This is a genomic window from Altericroceibacterium indicum (genome assembly GCF_009828105.1).
Classification (GTDB): domain Bacteria; phylum Pseudomonadota; class Alphaproteobacteria; order Sphingomonadales; family Sphingomonadaceae; genus Altericroceibacterium; species Altericroceibacterium indicum.
Window position 1 is genome coordinate 105,258 of sequence record NZ_WTYQ01000004.1, and the last position, 14,105, is coordinate 119,362.

A 14,105-nucleotide genomic window follows, 5' to 3' on the forward strand; every position below is an offset into this window, starting at 1 on the left:
TGTGCTTTGCTTAGGATTCCAGTTGGCGCAGCAGCGAACGCACATCGCCGTCCATATCTGCATCGCGCTGGCGAAGGTCTTCGATCAGGCGCACGGCATGGATGACAGTGGAGTGATCGCGGCCACCGAACTTGCGCCCGATTTCCGGATAGCTGCGCGGGGTCAGCACCTTGGCGAGATACATCGCAACCTGACGTGGACGAACCACGGCACGCGCGCGGCGCTTGCTCGACATTTCAGACCGATCGACCCGGTAGAACTGGCAGACTGTGCGCTGGATTTCATCGATCGTGATACGCCGGCGGTTGGCGGAGAGAATATCGGTGAGTTGCTCTTCAGCGAGCTGGAGCGATACTTCCTGACCTGTCAGCTGAGCATAAGCGATCAGCTTGTTCAGGCCGCCGACCAATTCACGCACATTGCGATTGATGGTGCGAGCGAGAAATTCGATCACATCCGATGGCACTTCAAGCGGTGCAAAGCGAGTCAGCTTGGATTCGAGAATCGCACGGCGCAATTCAATATCCGCTGGCTGAATATCCGCCACCAGACCCATCGACAGACGTGAAAGCAAACGCTGCTCCACGCCATCAAGCGCCTGCGGTGCACGGTCAGCGGCAAAGACCAGGCGCTTGCCTTCCGCAAGGAGGGCGTCGATCGTGTAGAGCAGTTCTTCCTGCGCTGAAGCCTTGCCGATGATGAACTGAATATCGTCTACCAGCAGAAGATCAAAACCGCGCAGGCGAGCCTTGAATTCAATCATCGCATTCTGGCGCAGTGCCTGCACGAATTCGATCATGAACCGCTCGGCTGAGCAGTAGAAAATCCGCGCCCGTGGATGGGCCTGCATATAGGCATGGCCGATAGCGTGCAGCAGATGGGTTTTGCCCTGTCCGGTAGCCGCCTTGAGGTAGAGCGGGGAAAACTGCGGTTTTTCAACCTTTGCCATCCGTTCAGCCGCATTGAAGGCCAGCACGTTGGTGGTGCCGGTGACAAAGGCTGCAAAGGTCAGCGATGGGTCCAGCCCCACCGAAGAGGTGAAGCCGACATCGCTCAGGGAACCCAGCGGGTCGCCAGACTGCATCCGATCATTGGCAGCACGGCGCTGAGTTGGGGATGACCCCAGATTGAGATCGGCCATTTTGCGGCGGCCAGGGTGAACCTGAATCCTTACGCTTTTTACTTCACTGCGGGCAATCTTCCACGCAAGGGACAGGCGATCGAGAAACCGATCCTGAACCCAATTGGCGGAAAATTCTGTTGGCAGGAACAGGTCGAGCGTGCCGCTCTGCTTGCAGAAGCTGCCAAGCTGGATCGGCTTGATCCACTGGCTGTGCATTTGCTGACCGAGATCCTTGCGCAGTCCCTGACTGATGTCGGCCCAATCGGCCGCGAGGTCCAGCGCTTCCTGATCTTCCATGGTGATCCTGTTTTTATTCAATTGTGTCGAAGCGCTGTCCGCTGATTGCGGTTTGATGCGAATCATGACTTGCCCCCCGACTGGCCGAATGTGGCCCTTGTACCATTTCGGCTCACCCGCCGAATTACGGGTGAACACAGCTTCGCCGTCCGTCAGAATCAGAGCTTCTGACGCCATACCAGCGAAGATCATTGTTTGACCGGCGCGCCAGTGTCGGCGCCGCCTGTGGATTGATTTATGAGCCTCTTGCGGATTCGGGCAAGAGCGGCAGGGTAAAAAAACTGAAATATAGCGCCTTGACTCCCCCCGGCCCCGCAGGCCTTGGTTTAAGACTCTGAAAACAAAGGGAATCTATATTACAGCTTCGCGAATCGCGGGATTCCCTCAGCTTCTGAGAGCGGCCTCGTAGAAGCCCTTATGACAAACGAAAGGGGCCGGTTTATGATAAACCGGCCCCTTTCAAATCTGGGTCTATTTTAAGCCCCGAAGGGCACGAATCACAGAGATGCGACTCGCTTGGTCAGACGGCTGAACTTGCGTGCAGCAGTATTTTTATGGATCACGCCACGCGCAACACCGCGTGCGAGTTCTGGCTGAGCAGCCTTCAGGGCAACCTGGGCTTCTTCTTTATTGCCAGATTCGAGGGCAATTTCGATCTTCTTCACGAAGCTGCGGATGCGGCTCATGCGCGAAGTATTGATTTCAGCGCGACGTTCGTTGCGACGGATGCGCTTGCGGGCTTGCGGCGTATTGGCCATGTCTGTCCTTACTTTAGCGGCAGCGCGGCACGGCGCTGGTCCAAGCTTTCGTTCCAAAGAATCTTGTATGAAGCGGCGGCCACGGCAAGGCCGGTCCGCTGCGAAGGGACGCCCTTAGCCATAGTGGCTTAAAAGGTCAAGTAATCGGGCTATCCTGTCGCTTGCAAGCGTGCTTATGCCGCTGATTGGCGTGAACAGCAAGCCATGCCCCGATTTAGCGCTGACATTTGGGGCAATACCACGTGCTGCGGCCACCCTGATTGATTCGCCTGATCGTACCGCCGCATGGGCAAGATTCGCCTTCACGCCCGTAAACGTCAAAATTCTTTGAGAAATATCCTAATTCACCATCGGGCTGGGCATAATCACGCAAGGAAGACCCGCCAGCAGCGATGGCTTCCTGCAAAACGCTGACGATGGCCGGGACCAGCCTTTGCAACGCAGCAAGGGAGACGCGGCCAGCGGCTTTGGTTGGATTGATATGCGCACGATATAGCGCTTCGCAGACATATATATTGCCAAGCCCGGCGACGATTCGCTGATCTAGCAGCATCAGCTTGATAGCCTGTTTTCGGACCGAAAAGGATTCGCGCAAATGCTCGGCTGTCAGGTCCGGACCCAACGGCTCCGGCCCCATGGCGGCAAAGGGCGGCCATTGTTCAAGCTGCTGAGTATTGACGAGATCCACCGAGCCAAACCGGCGCGGATCGCACAGGGCAAAACGATGGCCTGCTGTTTCCAGCACCAGATGGTCATGTTTGCCAATGTCATCCGGGTCGATTCTCCAGCGCCCGCTCATGCCAAGGTGAAACACGAGGCTGCGTTCCCGGTCTGTATGGATCAGGCCATATTTCGCCCTCCGGCTGAGCCCGGTGATGGTGGCCCCGGTCAGTGTCTGCACAAGATCGGGCGGGAAGGGGCGGCGCATATCGGCCCGGTGAGTCACTGCACGGGTGATTTGGGCAGAATCGAGAAAATGCGCCAGTCCGCGCACAGTGGTTTCGACTTCGGGAAGTTCAGGCATGGTCTGGCTTTAATGCATGAAGCATGATTTTGGGTATGGATTTTACAGGGTTCGCTGCCAGGCACGCAGGGTTTTCCACGCGCTGGTGCAAAACTGCCTGCGCAGGCGGGGTCGTAATTATGACGCTGCCCCCTTATGTGCTGCGCTGAGTTAGGGAGCTTTATGTCCAACAATTCCAATCAGCTTCGCGCCTTTGCCATGCTGGGGCTGGTGATGCTCTGCTGGGCCGGTAATTCGATCATTGGCCGCGCTGTGCGGTTCGATATTCCACCTTCGTCCCTTGCCTTCGGGCGGTGGCTACTGGCGCTGATCGTGCTGCTGCCCTTTGCATGGAGCAGCCTGCGGCGAGAACGGTCACTAATCCGGCAGAATTGGAAGATGATTGTGCTGCTGGGATTGTTCGGCATCGCGGCCTTCAACACACTTCTTTATACCGGGCTGCGGTACACCACCGCCACCAACGCCCTGCTGCTGCAATCGGCGGTGCCTGCGCTGGTGCTGATTCTCGACCGCTTGCTTTTCCGTACCAGAGCTCACCCTTTGCAACTCGCCGGAGTTTTCTTTTCGGTGCTGGGGGTGACGATCATTGTGTTTGATGGCGATCCGGCAGCCGCTTTGCGGCTCCATCTGGGTACGGGTGATCTGTGGATTCTGGCCTCGGTTCTGGTGTGGTCGCTTTATACGGTTCTGCTGCGGAAAAAACCCGTCATCGCGCCGATCAATCTCGTAGTGTGCACCTTTGCCGTGGGGGTAATTGTGCTCGCACCCTTTGCTGCGTGGGAATGGAGCCAGGGCCAGGTGGTGCAGTGGAAGCTCAGCACTGTGGGCGCTTATCTCTATGTCGCTTTGTTTTCATCGGTGCTGGCTTACTTCATCTATAATTGGGCGGCGGGGGTCGTCGGTCCGGCAAGGGCAGGGCAGGCGATTACGTTATTGCCGATTTTCGGTGCATTCCTGTCAGCGCTGCTGCTGGGAGAAAAACTCTATTCCTACCATTTTGCCGGCATGGCTAGTATATTGGCGGGCATCGCTTTCGGGGCTTTGTCAGCCAGGCAATCGGCTGCGGCAAATGTTCCGCTGGCACAGGATAAGGCAGGGCGCTAGAGGAGCTATATGAGTGAGAGCGTTTCCTTCGGCTACGAAGATGTAAGCCCCGAAGAGAAGACCCGCCGTGTCGGTGATGTCTTCTCCAATGTCGCTGCCAAATATGACATCATGAATGATGCCATGTCGGGCGGTATGCACCGCTTATGGAAGGACCGTTTCGTGCGGCGGGTTAAGCCGCAGCCGGGCGAGCAGATCCTCGATATGGCGGGCGGAACAGGCGATATTGCCTTCCGCATGGAAGAATGCGGGGCCAATGTCACTGTGTCTGATATCAATCAGGAAATGCTTGATGTCGGGATTGAACGCGCCATGGATCGCGGCCTCGATAGCCTTGTCTGGTCGCGCCAGAATGCGGAAGAGCTGTCTTTCTCCAGCCGGATTTTTGATGCTTACACGATTGCCTTTGGCATTCGAAACGTTACCCATATCGATAAGGCACTGGCCGAAGCGCACCGGGTGCTGAAATTTGGTGGCCGGTTTTTCTGCCTTGAATTTTCGACCACCGAATGGCCGGGCTTCAAGGAAGCTTACGATTTCTATTCGCATAAATTGGTGCCGCAGATCGGCAAGACCATCGCAGGCGATGCTGACAGCTATCGCTATCTGATCGAATCGATCCGCCGCTTCCCAACCATGCCCGATTTTGAACAGATGATCCGCGATGCTGGCTTCGTTCGCACCAAGGTGGAGCCTATCATGGGCGGCCTTGTAGCGATCCATTCCGGCTGGAAGATCTGATTTACCAGTGACACGGGCCTCAACGCATATCTTCCGCCTCCTGAAATGGGGGCGGACCCTTGCACGTCATGGCGTGCTGCGTGAAATTGAACGCAGCCCCAACACGCCGCCTGCGGTTGTCCGTCTCACGCGGATTGCCCGGTTTGGCACTGTGCAGCCCAAGGAACCAGATTACGCGGAGGCCTTTCGTGAAATCGGCCCGGCGGCGATCAAGCTGGGGCAGACGCTGGCGACCCGGCCCGATGTAGTGGGCGAAGAAGCGGTGCAAAATCTGCTTTCCTTGCAGGACAGCCTGCCGCCCGTTCCTTTTGAGCTGATCAAGGCGCAGATAGAACGCAGCTTTGAACAGCCGATCGAAGCGCTTTATTCCGAGATTGACCCGGTACCAGTGGGCGCGGCGTCCATCGCACAGGTGCATCAGGCGGTGACGACCGATGGCCGCAAGGTTGCGGTCAAGGTTCTGCGCCCCGGTATCCGCGAGAAATTCGCGCATGATATCACCACTTATGAATGGGCTGCGGCCCATCTGGAAGCTCTGGGCGGTGAAGCCAAACGTCTGCGCCCCCGGCTGACGATTGCCAATTTCAAGCGCTGGACCAATCGCGAACTGGACCTGCGGCGCGAAGCGGCTTCTGCCAGTGAGCTGGCTGATAATATGAAGGGCTTTCACGGCTACCGGATTCCGGCGATTGACTGGGATAGAACCAATGGCCGGGTGATGACGATCGAATGGGTCGATGGCATCAAGATCAGCAATATTGAAGCGCTCAAAGCGGCTGGCCATAATATGCCGGAATTGGCGCATCGGCTGGTGCTGGCCTTTCTGACACAAGCGATCAGCGGGGGCTATTTCCATGCTGATATGCATCAGGGCAATCTGTTCGTCTGTGATGATGGCGATATTGTCGCGATTGATTTCGGGATCATGGGCCGGATCAATACGCGCGCGCGGCAATGGCTGGCCGAGATCCTCTATGGCCTCACCACTGGAAATTATCGCCGGGTGGCAGAAATCCATTTCGAAGCGCAATATGTGCCAAGCTATCATTCGGTGGATGAATTCGCGACGGCTCTTCGTGCTGTCGGTGAACCGATGCGCGGCAAGCCGGTGAGTGAATTGTCCGTCGGCCAAATGCTTGACGGCCTGTTTGCTATCACACGCGATTTTGACATGCAGACACAGCCGCATTTGCTGCTGTTGCAGAAGACCATGGTGATGGTTGAAGGGATCGCAACACAGCTCGATCCCGACATCAATATGTGGGACGTGGCAGCGCCCTTCGTGCGGGACTGGATTCGGGATGAGCTTGGCCCGGAAGCCGCTCTCGCCGATCGCTTGCGCGAAGATATGAAGACCTTGTTCGGCATCCCATCGCTGGTGCGCCGGGTGGAGGAAAGCTATCCGAAAAAGGGCGCTGCGCCCGAACCGCCGCCGCTTCCCGATGTCGAACTGATCTGGGATCGCAGCCGCAAAAAAGGCTCCTCTCCATGGGGCTATATCGCCACAGCGATTGGCGGTGGCGCTCTGGTCTGGGCAGGTGTGGCGCTAGGCTGGTTGTCCTAGCGCCTGCACCTTGCACCTGCCGGTTTTATTTAGCCCACAGTTTCATGCGGTAGCAATTTGCTGCCAGCAAAGATGATGATCGCCAGGGTCAGATCGCCCGCCAGATAAAATGGCATCGCATCATAGCTGCCGTCGATCATAGCGCCGAGCAGCCTGCCGACAAAGGCGATGGCGCACATGGCCGCAGGGGCCAGCAGAATCTCGCCATTGCGCTTCCATGCGCCCCAGATCATGCAAAGCCCGGCCACCAGAAAGAAGGCGGCAGTTTCTGCCCGCAAAGTAGCAAGGCCAGCGACATTGTTGCTTTGTACGCCCAAGCTTGCCGCAGAGGCTGCCGGGTCCACCAGAAAACCGATTCCGGCAATAGTGAAGAAAATGCCGGCCAGCAGGATAATTGCGGTCAGAAGTAAGCGGATCATGTCAGTTTCTCTTTCGTCCACCGATGATGGGGTAATGAAGGCGGGATTGCTTTCCGCCCCATTCGGCCCCAATTCGGTTGTTTCAATCAAGGGCTAGTCTTTCTAGGCTACTGCGCAAGAAGATAAAGGTCGGAAGGCTATGACGTCAGACATATCAGGCCCGCGAATATTGCTGGTCATTGGCGGCGGGATTGCGGCCTATAAATCATGCGAGTTGGTGCGTCTTATCCGCAAAGGCGGTGGCAGCGTGACCTGCGTTCTGACAGAAAGCGGCGCGCAATTTGTCACTCCGATGAGCCTTGCCGCGCTGTCAGGCAATGAGGTCCACACGTCGTTGTGGAATCTCAAGAATGAAGCGGACATTGGCCATATTCAACTGAGCCGGGAGGCAGATCTTGTGGTGGTGTGCCCGGCCACGGCCAATATGCTCGCCAAAATGGCAGCGGGTATTGCCGATGATCTGGCGACCACCATGCTGCTGGCAACCGACAAGCCGGTGATGGCGGTGCCGGCCATGAATGTGCGCATGTGGAACCACCCGGCGACCCAGCGCAATTTGCAGATGCTCAAGCAGTCCGGTGTCCATGTGATGCAGCCCGATGATGGCCCGATGGCTTGCGGAGAATTTGGCCCTGGCCGTCTGCCGGAACCGGAGGATATCTGGCGTGAAGTGGAGCAGCTCCTGACGATCAGCTCCCCAGCTGATCCTTTGCAGGGGCAGGGCGCATTTGATGCCCACCCGCTTCATCGCCCCCTCTATGGCCGCCATGTGCTGGTAACGGCAGGCCCAACCCATGAACCGATTGATCCGGTGCGCTACATTGCCAATCGCTCATCGGGCAAGCAGGGTTTTGCCATTGCCGAAGCCGCGGCTGTGGCCGGCGCCAGAGTCACCCTGGTTGCAGGCCCGGTGCATTTGCCAACTCCGCCGGGCGTGGACCGGATCGATGTCGAAACCGCGCGGGAAATGGAAGAAGCAGTCAACCAGACCCTGCCGGTGGATGTGGCAGTGATGGTGGCCGCTGTTGCAGACTGGCATGTCACCCGTCAGGCGGGTCAGAAGATCAAGAAAGAGGGGGGCGGGATTGCCCCGCTCGAACTGGCAGAAAATCCCGATATTCTGGCAGGGCTTGGGGCGAGTGTGCAAAAGCCGCGCCTGCTCATCGGCTTTGCTGCTGAAACCCATGATGTGGTTCATTATGCGCAAGGCAAACGCCAGCGCAAAGGGGCCGACTGGATCATTGCCAATGATGTTTCAGGTGATGTGATGGGCGGCAATCACAATACTGTCCACGTGGTAACCGCCGACGGGGTTGAGGATTGGGAGCGGATGGATAAGGAGCGGGTGGCTACCCGACTCGTTGAAAGGATTTCGAATGCCCTCTCCCATTAATGTCGCTGTACGTATCAAGCGGCTTGAACATGGCGAGGGGTTGGCCATGCCTGCCTATGCCACCAATGGCGCGGCCGGCATGGATGTGCATTCGGCTGAAGATCTGACCCTCGCATCTGGCAAAACCCACGCAGTGGCCACAGGCTTTGCGCTGGCCATTCCTGAAGGGTACGAAATTCAGGTCCGCCCGCGTTCTGGCCTTGCGCTGAAGAATGCGGTCACCGTTCCCAATTCGCCCGGCACAATCGATTCCGATTATCGTGGCGAATTGAAGATCATCATGATCAATCATGGCACTGAAGCGTTTGAAATCAAACGTGGGGACCGGGTTGCTCAATTGCTGCTGGCTCCGGTGACACGGGCTGTGTGGGAAGAGGTTTCTGAGTTGGATGACACAGAGCGCGGCACAGATGGTTTCGGCTCTACCGGCGGCCACAAGAGCCTCGACTGAAGCTATCGCTGCTTAAAGGCATGAAAAAGGCGGGCGCTTCCAATGGAAGGCCCGCCTTTTATGATCGTGATCGGTAGCTTAGCGCTGGCGCTTGACCGGCTGTTTTTCCGGCGCAATGCTGATCCGTACCGTTTCACCCGAATGGCCGGGGAAATCTGTGAACATGGCTTCAACCAGATTGGGCACCAGATATTGGAGCCTGTCAGAGGTTGAAACGGCTTCCGCACGGCCTTCAAACAGACGCTTGCCATCGGAAGCCCGATCAATCTTCATTTCAACGTCGCTATTGTAAACCGTATAGCTGGTGACGCCGCCATTATCGAAGAATGGATCATACCAGCCATAGCTCCACGCACGGCGCGGGTAATAGCCATATCCGCCAAAGCGGCCATAGCCATAACCATACCATGGGTTCCAGAACGGATCGCCACCGGTGCCGGTAGAACGAATGCGTTCACGCCCATTGTCCACGCCATAATCGAAGCGCACGATCAGATTGGCGTTGTCCGGGCGCGCCGGGGTGTAGCCAAGCCGTTCCATCTGCTGATCGACATATTTGGCATACATCGAAAATTCGAGGCCGCCAGACATGCTTGGATCTTCTGCCACCACCGCAAAGGTCTGGCCTTCAGGGGCTGGAAGCTGGCTCTGAAAGCGGGAGACATTGGCCTGGAAGGGCGATGCACAAGCCGCAAGGCTGGCGAGCAGGAGCGGAATGGATGCCATTTTCAGGCTCCGTCCGATATTTCCTTTTTTGAACATCATCTTACGTTTCCTTCCGCGGAGGCAGTCGCCCAATGGCAGCTCGTCTACCGCATATATCACTTCAAGGATGAGGTGATATATAAGTGAGACGGTCTGAACGGACCTTGAACGCTTCTGCCAAAAGACTTTGCATTCAAGCCGTTGTTAATAAAGCATTTATCGCCCTCTAACCAGTCCCAGTGCGTTATAGGCTGCATCCAGTGTTGGCACGCCAATTTCACGCGCTTTCAAAGCGCCGCGCGCCAGAATGGCGTCCAATGCCTCACGATCCTGCTTCAATTCAACGAATTTGGTCACGATGGGCCTGAGCGATTCGACCATCAGATCAGCCAAAGCCGGTTTGAACTGACCAAAGCCCTGACCGCCATATTCTGCCAGAACATCGGGCACCGATTTGCCGGACAGTGTGGCAAAGATGGTCACCAGATTGCGCGCTTCGGCGCGATCTTCCAGCCCTGCTTCTTCTGAAGGCAAGGGCTCAGGATCGGTCTTGGCCTTCTTCACCTTCTTGGAGATCGTTTCGATATCGTCAGACAGGTTGATGCGGCTCATATCGGACGGGTCCGACTTGCTCATCTTCTTGGTGCCATCGCGCAGGGACATGATCCGCGCTGCGCCGGGCGGGATAATGGGTTCGGGCAGGGTGAAGATTTCTTCACCATTGCCGAAATCATTATTGAACTTCTGCGCCACATCGCGGGCCAGTTCGAGATGCTGCTTCTGATCTTCACCCACAGGAACATGGGTTGCCTGATAGAGCAACACGTCAGCGGCCTGCAGCACCGGATAGGTGAACAAGGCGACGCTGGCACCTTCGCGGTTCTTGCCGGACTTGTCCTTGAACTGCGTCATCCGGTTGAGCCAACCCATGCGCGCCGTTCCATTCAGCAGCCACTGGAGTTCCGAATGCGCTGGAACCTGGGCCTGATTGAACAGAATGGAACGGGCAGGATCGATACCACAAGCGACCAGCGCTGCGGTCATTTCCAGCGTCGCGGCATGAAGCTCGGCTGGATTATGCGGCATCGAAATGGCGTGCAGATCGGCCAGAAAGAAAAGGCATTCCGCCCCCTCTTCCAGCGAATCCTGCATCGCTACCCAGTTCCGGATAGCGCCCAGATAGTTACCAAGATGGAGGGAACCTGTGGGCTGAATACCGGAAACGACACGCATTGAAATATACCTTAATGACTATTCGGAATCGCCCGGCTGTTCTTTGGGAGCAGCGGGCTTACGCCGCCGTAGCTGGCTAAGAAGGTCCTTGTCGAGTGCGCCGACCGCATAAGCAATGACGAAGAAGGTCACCATACCGGCACCAACCAACAGGCCGAGCGACCAGACACGTTCGATCACATTGCCGCCATAACGCGCCACCATCAGCGGCATCAGTGCATAAAGCACCGCTGCCATGGCGGCCGTGGCGATCAGTTGGCGGACAATTTTACCCAGCAGGCGCGGGCTCGCATTATACCAGCCCCGGCGGTGTAGGATCGTGTAGAGCATCGCCACATTAAGCGTGGAGGTGAAGGCTGTCGCCGCAGCAAGGCCCACAATGCCATAGCGCGGCACCACGTAGAAATTGATGGCGATATTGATGATCAGTGCGGCCATGGCGATCCATACCGGCGTGCGCGTATCTTCGCGGCTGAAGAAAGCTGGCTGGAACACTTTGACCAACACATAAGAAGGTAGCCCCGCCACCAGCGCCATGACGATGCTGGACATCACTGCGCCATCACCCACGGTCATCTTGCCGCCGACGAAGAAAGCGGTGACAAAGGCCGGTGCACATACCGCAAGGGCCGCTGCGGCTGGCAAGGTCAGCAGCAGGCCGATTTCCACCGCATTGTTCTGCAAGCGCTGTGCCTGCACATTGTCATCAGCCTGAATATGGCGCGACAGCATGGGCAGTATCGCCGTGCCCAGTGCAATGCCGACAATGCCGAGCGGCATCTGGTTCAGCCGGTCTGCATATTTCAGCAGGGTCAGAGAGCCTTGCTTCAGCGATGTGGCGAAGAAAGTATCAACGAACTGGCTCACCTGATAAACGCCCGCCCCAAAAGTAGCGGGCACGATAAGGATCACCAGACGCTTCACTTCAGGCGTGAATTTGGGGACATGGAACTTCAGTTTTACACCCGCTTTGCGGGTCGCCCAGACCATATAGGCCAGCTGCGCAACGCCGGACGCGGTGACGGCCATCGCCATGACATAGGCAACGGTGACGTCATTCCCGCCATTGTTGCGCAAGGTCCAGCCAATCGCGATCCCGCTGATCAGAACTACATTGAGCAGCACCGGCACAAAGGCCCCCGGCGCAAAGCGTGAGCGTGCATTGAGCACGCCCGACAGCATCGCCACCAGACTGACCAGCATCAGATAAGGAAAGGTGATCTGCGCCAGCGTGACCGACAATTCGAATTTGCCGGGAATGTCCTTGAATTCAGACGCCAGCAGCCAGACAATGCCCGGCATCGCGATCATCGCAATCGCTGAAAAGCCCAGCAACACCCAGATAAACACGGCCAGCACGTCATTGGCGAATTTCTCAGCTGCCGCTTCCCCGCCGTCACTGGCAAGGGCGCGGGTATACATCGGCACAAAGGCGACCGAGAAGGCCCCTTCAGCAAAGAGACGGCGGAATGTGTTGGGAAGAATAAAGGCTAGCTGAAAGGCATCAGCGGCAAGGCCGGCACCCAGAACGCGGGCTAGCAATATGTCACGTGCGAAGCCGAAGATTCGGCTGAAAGCTGTCAGCCCGCCTATCGTTCCGACGTTTTTAACAAGGCTCACGGGCGGTCAGGCTCACATCACACATTGAAAGGAAAGCGCGATATGAACCTGTCCGCCCGGAGCTGCAATCAGGCCTGAAAATAAATCGGCCTCGAAATTCTATCAGGCCCGAAATCAATCAAGCCTGTAAAATCAGGCGTTCCCAGCGGCGAAGGGGTTTGCACCTTCCTGCTGACGGGCCTGAAGCTGCTGAATGTAGAGACCCTGAAAATCGATCGGGTCGAGCAGCAGCGGCGCATAGCCAGCATCACGCACAGCGTCAGCAATCACGCGGCGGGCGAAGGGGAACAGAATGCGCGGTGCTTCAGCATAGGTGAAGGCGTGCACTTGCTCGTCCACCATGTTGCGCATCCCGACGAGGCCGCAATAGGACAGTTCGATCAGATAGGCGGTGCCAGCCTGTGCCTTGGCTGTAACGGAAATCTTCAGCTCGACTTCGGTGATTTCGTCATTGATCTTCTTGGCGCCAATGTTGAATTGCACGTCCAGTTCCGGCTGGTCCTGCCACTGGAAGCTTTCCGGAGCATTCGGGTTTTCGACCGAAAGGTCCTTCACATATTGTGAAATCAGGCCAGCGATCGGCTGATTGTCTGCACCATTTGCAGCGCCTGTGTTGAGATCGGAAAGAACGTCGCCTTCGTCGGCCATGATGAAATACTTTCAAATGTGTGCGAAAAACAGGATTGGTCGCGCGAGTAGCATTGTGCCCCGCGCGCCGCAACGGCCCAAAATGGGTAGAGGGGTGCGAGCTGAGCCTGCAACCGGCCTGTTGATTGCGGTGATTGTCCACTCGCCGGTAGGGGTTTGGTGACAAAAATCATGTAATTGAGCGTATGAGCAGGATTTTTCGGCTCAAATTGGCTCCTCAGGCGTTGTTGATTTGTAATTAACGCCTATTTCAGGCACCAATGAAGAATTGAAAGAGGCGTATCTGTCTGATCGCCTAAAAAAGTGAGCGGCACATCATCAGTGATGTGTCGGCCAGGATATTCGGGAAGTCACGTGATCGTCGAAATCGTCATCCTCGCAATGATCGCAGCGTTTCTGGGCTTGCGCCTTTATTCCGTTTTGGGACGAAGGGCCGAGCACGAAGAAGAATCGATCCCGACCCGGTTTGAGGGTAAAAGCGGGAGCAATGTTGCGCGCCCTGTTTCTGCCCCTGATACACCGGTCAAGACGGATCAGGGAATGGGAAGCGACATTATTGGTTTCCCGCCCGCGATTGAGAAGGGCTTGCGCGAGATTTCTGCGGCAGATCGCAGTTTTGATCTTCTCGCCTTCATGAGCGGTGCCAAGGCCGCTTATGGGATGGTGCTTGAAGCTTTCTGGCGCGGAGACCGTGATGACCTTCGCCAGCTTTGCGACGACGATGTTTATGATAGCTTCGTCGCTGCGATTGAAGCACGTGAAGCCGCTGGTGAAACACTGGAAAACCGCCTGGTGCGGATTGAAGACACAAGCGTTGATGCCGCCGAACTTGATGGTCGCACTGCGCGAATCGCTGTTCGCTTTGTGGCGGATATTTCAACCGTCACGCGGGACAAGGATGGCGTGGTTGTCGCCGGTTCGCTTGATGATGCGATTGAAAGCCGTGACATCTGGACCTTCGCTCGCAATCTCAACTCTGCTGGCCCGGACTGGCAATTGGTTGAAACTGACGAAGGCTGATTCGC

General features: G+C 56.7%; 14 protein-coding genes. 6 read left to right on the forward strand and 8 right to left on the reverse strand.

Annotated elements, in window-relative coordinates:
* Positions 1-10: 10 nt before the first annotated feature.
* From dnaA to mutM, 3 genes are all read right to left on the reverse strand, one after another.
* Positions 11-1,420: a chromosomal replication initiator protein DnaA gene (gene dnaA, locus GRI39_RS11345; protein WP_160739999.1), complete on the reverse strand. Its 1,410-nt coding sequence runs from the start codon at positions 1,418-1,420 to the stop codon at positions 11-13.
* A 497-nt stretch (positions 1,421-1,917) separates the two neighbouring features.
* The gene (gene rpsT, locus GRI39_RS11350) at positions 1,918-2,178 is read right to left on the reverse strand and encodes a 30S ribosomal protein S20 (RefSeq protein WP_160739844.1); all 261 of its coding nucleotides are present in this window, start codon (positions 2,176-2,178) and stop codon (positions 1,918-1,920) included.
* A gap of 214 nt (positions 2,179-2,392) precedes the next feature.
* Positions 2,393-3,202, reverse strand: coding sequence for a bifunctional DNA-formamidopyrimidine glycosylase/DNA-(apurinic or apyrimidinic site) lyase (mutM, locus tag GRI39_RS11355; protein WP_160739845.1), 810 nt, complete (start codon positions 3,200-3,202; stop codon positions 2,393-2,395).
* Between the two features lie 162 nt (positions 3,203-3,364).
* On the opposite strand from mutM, the gene GRI39_RS11360 reads away from it, so the two are divergent.
* The 3 genes from GRI39_RS11360 to ubiB are packed head-to-tail and all read left to right on the forward strand — an operon-like array spanning position 3,365 to position 6,611.
* Positions 3,365-4,306, forward strand: a complete 942-nt coding sequence (locus GRI39_RS11360) for a DMT family transporter (RefSeq protein ID WP_160739846.1) — start codon at positions 3,365-3,367, stop codon at positions 4,304-4,306.
* Positions 4,307-4,315: 9 nt separating this feature from the next.
* The gene (locus GRI39_RS11365; RefSeq protein WP_160739847.1) at positions 4,316-5,047 is read left to right on the forward strand and encodes a class I SAM-dependent methyltransferase; all 732 of its coding nucleotides are present in this window, start codon (positions 4,316-4,318) and stop codon (positions 5,045-5,047) included.
* Positions 5,048-5,054: 7 nt separating this feature from the next.
* Complete coding sequence (gene ubiB / locus GRI39_RS11370) at positions 5,055-6,611, forward strand: 2-polyprenylphenol 6-hydroxylase (RefSeq protein ID WP_160739848.1); 1,557 nt, start codon at positions 5,055-5,057, stop codon at positions 6,609-6,611.
* A gap of 29 nt (positions 6,612-6,640) precedes the next feature.
* On the opposite strand, the gene GRI39_RS11375 is transcribed toward ubiB, so the two are convergent.
* Positions 6,641-7,120 (reverse strand): DUF4345 family protein, encoded by a 480-nt coding sequence (locus GRI39_RS11375; RefSeq protein ID WP_160739849.1) that lies wholly within the window; start codon positions 7,118-7,120, stop codon positions 6,641-6,643.
* A 61-nt stretch (positions 7,121-7,181) separates the two neighbouring features.
* Here GRI39_RS11375 and coaBC point away from each other — a divergent pair, with 61 nt between their 5' ends.
* Together coaBC and dut are read left to right on the forward strand one after the other, a co-directional pair.
* Positions 7,182-8,423 carry a bifunctional phosphopantothenoylcysteine decarboxylase/phosphopantothenate--cysteine ligase CoaBC gene (gene coaBC, locus GRI39_RS11380; protein ID WP_160740000.1) on the forward strand — a complete coding sequence of 414 codons (1,242 nt, stop codon included), beginning with the start codon at positions 7,182-7,184 and terminating at the stop codon, positions 8,421-8,423.
* Complete coding sequence (gene dut / locus GRI39_RS11385; protein WP_160739850.1) at positions 8,407-8,874, forward strand: dUTP diphosphatase; 468 nt, start codon at positions 8,407-8,409, stop codon at positions 8,872-8,874. Before coaBC ends, dut begins: the two co-directional genes overlap by 17 nt.
* Positions 8,875-8,952: 78 nt before the next feature.
* On the opposite strand, the gene GRI39_RS11390 is transcribed toward dut, so the two are convergent.
* From GRI39_RS11390 to secB, 4 genes are all read right to left on the reverse strand, one after another.
* Complete coding sequence (locus tag GRI39_RS11390; RefSeq protein ID WP_425482339.1) at positions 8,953-9,639, reverse strand: DUF4136 domain-containing protein; 687 nt, start codon at positions 9,637-9,639, stop codon at positions 8,953-8,955.
* 156 nt (positions 9,640-9,795) lie between these two features.
* Positions 9,796-10,812, reverse strand: coding sequence for a tryptophan--tRNA ligase (gene trpS, locus GRI39_RS11395; RefSeq protein ID WP_160739851.1), 1,017 nt, complete (start codon positions 10,810-10,812; stop codon positions 9,796-9,798).
* 18 nt (positions 10,813-10,830) lie between these two features.
* On the reverse strand, positions 10,831-12,432 hold the full coding sequence (gene murJ / locus GRI39_RS11400; RefSeq protein ID WP_160739852.1) for a murein biosynthesis integral membrane protein MurJ: 1,602 nt from the start codon (positions 12,430-12,432) through the stop codon (positions 10,831-10,833).
* Positions 12,433-12,564: 132 nt separating this feature from the next.
* Positions 12,565-13,080: a protein-export chaperone SecB gene (gene secB / locus GRI39_RS11405; RefSeq protein WP_160739853.1), complete on the reverse strand. Its 516-nt coding sequence runs from the start codon at positions 13,078-13,080 to the stop codon at positions 12,565-12,567.
* 354 nt (positions 13,081-13,434) lie between these two features.
* Here secB and GRI39_RS11410 point away from each other — a divergent pair, with 354 nt between their 5' ends.
* The gene (locus tag GRI39_RS11410; protein WP_160739854.1) at positions 13,435-14,100 is read left to right on the forward strand and encodes a Tim44/TimA family putative adaptor protein; all 666 of its coding nucleotides are present in this window, start codon (positions 13,435-13,437) and stop codon (positions 14,098-14,100) included.
* Positions 14,101-14,105: the final 5 nt, after the last annotated feature.